At 27.3% G+C, this 4,835-nt stretch carries 3 protein-coding genes and 6 pseudogenes; 4 read left to right on the top strand and 5 right to left on the bottom strand.

Annotated features, from left to right (window positions below; all coding sequences use genetic code 11):
- Nucleotides 1-122: 122 nt before the first annotated feature.
- The 4 genes and pseudogenes from DRZ96_RS01190 to DRZ96_RS01175 all read left to right on the top strand — a co-directional run bounded on the left by DRZ96_RS01190 (nucleotide 123) and on the right by DRZ96_RS01175 (nucleotide 1,657).
- The gene (locus DRZ96_RS01190; protein WP_256584732.1) at nucleotides 123-461 is read left to right on the top strand and encodes a hypothetical protein; all 339 of its coding nucleotides are present in this window, start codon (nucleotides 123-125) and stop codon (nucleotides 459-461) included.
- 206 nt (nucleotides 462-667) lie between these two features.
- Nucleotides 668-870, top strand: a pseudogene (locus DRZ96_RS01185) (DUF3847 domain-containing protein); the annotation flags it as partial.
- Between the two features lie 4 nt (nucleotides 871-874).
- Nucleotides 875-979 (top strand): annotated as a pseudogene (locus tag DRZ96_RS01180) (MobA/MobL family protein); the annotation flags it as partial.
- 114 nt (nucleotides 980-1,093) lie between these two features.
- Nucleotides 1,094-1,657, top strand: a pseudogene (locus DRZ96_RS01175) (uracil-DNA glycosylase family protein).
- Between the two features lie 414 nt (nucleotides 1,658-2,071).
- Here the strand turns inward: DRZ96_RS01175 and DRZ96_RS01160 are convergent.
- From DRZ96_RS01160 to DRZ96_RS01140, 5 genes and pseudogenes are all read right to left on the bottom strand, one after another.
- Nucleotides 2,072-2,638, bottom strand: a pseudogene (locus DRZ96_RS01160) (uracil-DNA glycosylase family protein).
- A gap of 116 nt (nucleotides 2,639-2,754) precedes the next feature.
- Nucleotides 2,755-2,859, bottom strand: a pseudogene (locus tag DRZ96_RS01155) (MobA/MobL family protein); the annotation flags it as partial.
- Nucleotides 2,847-3,068 (bottom strand): annotated as a pseudogene (locus DRZ96_RS01150) (DUF3847 domain-containing protein); the annotation flags it as partial. The pseudogenes DRZ96_RS01155 and DRZ96_RS01150, both read right to left, overlap by 13 nt.
- Nucleotides 3,069-3,392: 324 nt before the next feature.
- Nucleotides 3,393-3,920 (bottom strand): ABC-2 transporter permease, encoded by a 528-nt coding sequence (locus DRZ96_RS01145; protein WP_256584776.1) that lies wholly within the window; start codon nucleotides 3,918-3,920, stop codon nucleotides 3,393-3,395.
- 3 nt (nucleotides 3,921-3,923) lie between these two features.
- Nucleotides 3,924-4,802 carry an ABC transporter ATP-binding protein gene (locus DRZ96_RS01140; RefSeq protein ID WP_112889278.1) on the bottom strand — a complete coding sequence of 293 codons (879 nt, stop codon included), beginning with the start codon at nucleotides 4,800-4,802 and terminating at the stop codon, nucleotides 3,924-3,926.
- Between the last annotated feature and the right edge of the window lie 33 nt (nucleotides 4,803-4,835).

Below are 4,835 nucleotides of genomic sequence, written 5' to 3'. Positions count from 1 at the left end.
ATTATGATTTAAAATTATATAAATATGAATTCATGCTACCAATAAAAAGTAAAAATATAATACTATCAAAAATATAAAGTCAAGTAGTTATTATTCTCTTTTCTATATTGATGTTGATTATTTTGAATTATATATCAATCTATCTAGGTAAGAATTATTTTGATTATGGATCTTCAGACTTAATAGCTTTGTTAAATGTTCTATTAGGTATTATTTTGCAACTAGTATCAATCTTCTACTTAGCCATGTACTTTATTGATTTAGAGAAAGGTGATTTGTGGATGGTTTTAGGCTTGATTGGGTCTATAATGCTAGTATCAATAGAAATATTTACATTAAATAGGCTTGGATTTTCTAAGTCAGGTGGAAATGTTGCACTTTGTGCAATATATTTGATGCTATTTATAACATCATGCGTATTGAACTCAAAAAGAATGGTAAATCTAAAATTAGATACTTAAAATGGAAGATGCTATATCTATATTAGGTTTTATGTATAGAATTAATAAGTAAATATATTAATATTCAGAGCTGCTGGACCTAAAATATGGTCTTGTAGCAAAGAGATAAAAACTTATTGAATTAGAAAATATTAAAACGTGGATATTTTAGGCGATAGAAATTAAAAACTCTATCGTCTTTTTTTATTACAAGAAAGGAGTTATATATGAAAAATTTAGAGCAAATAAGACAAGAGTCAAAAGAAATAAAAGATAAAATTGATGATACAGAAGAAAGATTAAAGCAACTAAAAAATCAAGAAAAGAAGATATTAAACAAGACATAGTGAAAAGAAGAAAAGAAAGAACTCATAGACTAATCATAAGAGGAGCAATCTTAGAAAGTCTTATAGAAAATACAAAAGAACTACAGATCAAGAAATAAAAACCTAATTGAAAGATTTATAAAAGAAAATTTAACATCACAAGGAATGATAGTAGATTATGCAATTCATGATGAGAGTCAAGACAAAAATGGGTAATAATTTATATAAGTTAAAAGTTTTACTAGCTAAGAATAGATTTTTTACGAAAATTGTTACTTGTCCTAAAGCTTGGTAAGGTTCTAATTCTAATGAGGTGATGGCAAAATTATGAAAGAAAAAATTATTATTAAAAAATTAAAAGAAGATCGCAGAAATGAAATCTACACAAATAGAGGAATTAACCCAATATTCCAGCTAAATCCAAAATCAAAAATTTTGATAATTGGGCAAGCTCCTGGGGAAAAGGTTGAAGAGACTGGTATTTTATTTAATGATAAGAGTGGGGAAAATCTTGTCAAATGGTTGGGTAATCAGAAGACGTCCTCCATAGTGAAGACTTTTCTATAATTCCAATGGATTTTTATTATCCTGGAAAGGGAAAATCGGGCGACAAGGCTCCCAGATCTTTATTGCAAAAGAATACCATCCACTATTATTAAATGAATTGAAGGATATAAAGTTAACTATTTTGATAGGAGCCTATGCTCAAAAGTTTTATTTGAAGGATAAATTTAAGAAAAATTTAACTGAAACAGTAAAATCTTACAAAGAATTTTTGCCAGAATATTTCCCAATAGTCCACCCAAGTCCTCTAAACAACAGGTGGATAGCAAAAAATCCTTTTTTTAGAGAGGATGTTTGCCTGAGTTAAAGAAAATGGTAAAAAGCTGATATAAATTGTGGTTTGTAAAAATTTATTGTATAACTTTTTTATGGTAATGGTCATCAACAAGGAGAGAAAATATGAAGCGACTATGATGGAGAAGAACTATTAAACCTAGTGATGCTAGAAGATAAAATTCCAGCAGGAGCAAAATTATATTAATAAAAATTTTATTTATAAAAGTAAAAGGAACTGAGAAAAAAATTATCTCAGTTCCAATTTTTTTGCTTTTTTATTTTCTCAGTTCCTTTTACTTTTATAAATAAAATTTTTATTAATATAATTTTGCTCCTGCTGGAATTTTATCTTCTAGCATCACTAGGTTTAATAGTTCTTCTCCATCATAGTCGCTTCATATTTCTCTCCTTGTTGATGACCATTACCATAAAAAAAGTTATACAATAAATTTTACAAACACCAATTTATATCAGCTTTTTTACCATTTTCTTTAACTCAGGCAAGACATCCTCTCTAAAAAAAGGATTTTTTGCTATCCACCTGTTGTTTAGAGGACTTGGGTGGACTATTGGGGAAATATTCTGGCAAAAATTCTTTGTAAGATTTTACTGTTTCAGTTAAATTTTCTTAATTATCCTTCAAATAAACTTTTGAGCATAGGCTCCTATCAAAATAGTTAACTTTATATCCTTCAATTCATTTAATAATAGTGGATGGTATTCTTTTGCAATAAAAGATCTGGGAGCCTTGTCGCCCGATTTCCCTTTCCAGGATAATAAAATCCATTGGAATTATAGAAAAGTCTTCACTATGGAGGACGTCTTCTGATATACCCAACCATTTGACAAGATTTCCCCACTCTTATCATTAAATAAAATACCAGTCTCTTCAACCTTTTCCCCAGGAGCTTGCCCCAATTATCAAATTTTTGATTTTGGATTTAGCTGGAATATTGGGTTAATTCCTCTATTTGTGTAGATTTCATTTCTGCGATCTTCTTTTAATTTTTTAATAATAATTTTTTCTTTCATAATTTTGCCATCACCTTCATTAGAATTAGAACCTTACCAAGCTTTAGGACAAGTAACAATTTTCGTAAAAAATCTATTCTTAGCTAGTAAAACTTTTAACTTATATAAAATTATTACCCATTTTTGTCTTGACTCTCATCATGAATTGCATAATCTACTATCATTCCTTGTGATGTTAAATTTTCTTTTATAAATCTTTCAATTAGGTTTTTATTTCTTGATCTGTTAGTTCTTTTGTATTTTCTATAAGACTTTCTAAGATTGCTCCTCTTATGATTAGTCTATGAGTTCTTTCTTTTCTTCTTTTCACTATGTCTTGTTTTAATATCTTCTTTTCTTGATTTTTTAGTTGCTTTAATCTTTCTTCTGTATCATCAATTTTATCTTTTATTTCTTTTGACTCTTGTCTTATTTGCTCTAAATTTTTCATATATAACTCCTTTCTTGTAATAAAAAAAGACGATAGAGTTTTTAATTTCTATCGCCTAAAATATCCACGTTTTAATATTTTCTAATTCAATAAGTTTTTATCTCTTTGCTACAAGACCATATTTTAGGTCCAGCAGCTCTGAATATTAATATATTTACTTATTAATTCTATACATAAAACCTAATATAGATATAGCATCTTCCATTTTAAGTATCTAATTTTAGATTTACCATTCTTTTTGAGTTCAATACGCATGATGTTATAAATAGCATCAAATATATTGCACAAAGTGCAACATTTCCACCTGACTTAGAAAATCCAAGCCTATTTAATGTAAAATATTTCTATTGATACTAGCATTATAGACCCAATCAAGCCTAAAACCATCCACAAATCACCTTTCTCTAAATCAATAAAGTACATGGCTAAGTAGAAGATTGATACTAGTTGCAAAATAATACCTAATAGAACATTTAACAAAGCTATTAAGTCTGAAGATCCATAATCAAAATAATTCTTACCTAGATAGATTGATATATAATTCAAAATAATCAACATCAATATAGAAAAGAGAATAATAACTACTTGACTTATATATTTTGATAGTATTATATTTTTACTTTTTATTGGTAGCATGAATTCATATTTATATAATTTTAAATCATAATCTTTTCTTTGAGATAAAAGAAGCAACAAACTGTTAGCGAAAATTACTACTGCAAAATACGCAAAAACAACCATTTGTATGTCAGCAAATAAATTTATTAGAATCCATACTAAAATTAAAAATGCATTCATTATAAAAATGTTTTTAATATTTTTGTAATATATTTCTAACAATAAACCTTTCATATATTAGTCCTCCTTCCCTGTTAATATTAATAACATCTCATCAAAATTTGGTTTATTCACAACAAATTCTTTATACTTATTCTTTATCTTCGATATATCTTTTACTAAAATATCTACCCTTCCAAATTCCTTCCTGTATGAAATGATGTCCGTTTTTTCCACTTTTTCTAGTTCTTTATCAGTACAACGAAGTATCCCATAGTTATATAACAATTCATCCTTTTCTTCACTCAACACGACTTTGCCATTATCCATAAAAACTATATAATCAGCTATTTTTTCCAAATCTGTTGTAATATGTGATGATATATACACGGAGTTTTCTGGGTTTTCTATAAATTCCAACAATATACCCAGTATTTCATCTCTGCTTACTGGATCTAAACCTGAAGTAATCTCATCTAATATGAGAAGTTTTGTTTCGTGAGACAACGCTATAGCCAACGATAACTTTTTTTTCATACCAAATGAAAATTGCTTAGTCTTCTTGTCTATTGGTAAATTAAATCTATTCAAATAATTTTTAAAACTATCTTCTTCCCAATTACTGTAATTAAATTTCATTACCTCATTTATCTCATTAGACGTTAATAATAATGAAAAGTTTGGCTCATCTAAAACAACACCTATGTGTTTTTTAATATCTATTTGATTACAATCTTCAGTACCAAATATCTCTATTTTTCCCTCATCTTTTTGAAACATTCCAAGTATACAAGAAATAGTAGTACTTTTCCCCGCTCCATTTCTTCCTATATTTCCTACAATAGATCCATAAGGTACTTCAATATTTATATTTTTCAAAGAAAAATCATTTGTTTTATTCTTTTTATTTAATCCAGATACCCTTAATGCTAATTTATTTTCATATGAATCCATCATTGCCCCTCCTCATATATCTTTTTTATTAAATCT

Origin of the sequence: Peptoniphilus harei, assembly GCF_900454685.1 — a bacterium.
Taxonomy (GTDB): domain Bacteria; phylum Bacillota; class Clostridia; order Tissierellales; family Peptoniphilaceae; genus Peptoniphilus_A; species Peptoniphilus_A harei.
The sequence above is the reverse complement of the archived record's forward strand: the minus strand, read 5'-3'. Positions and strand labels throughout refer to the sequence as shown.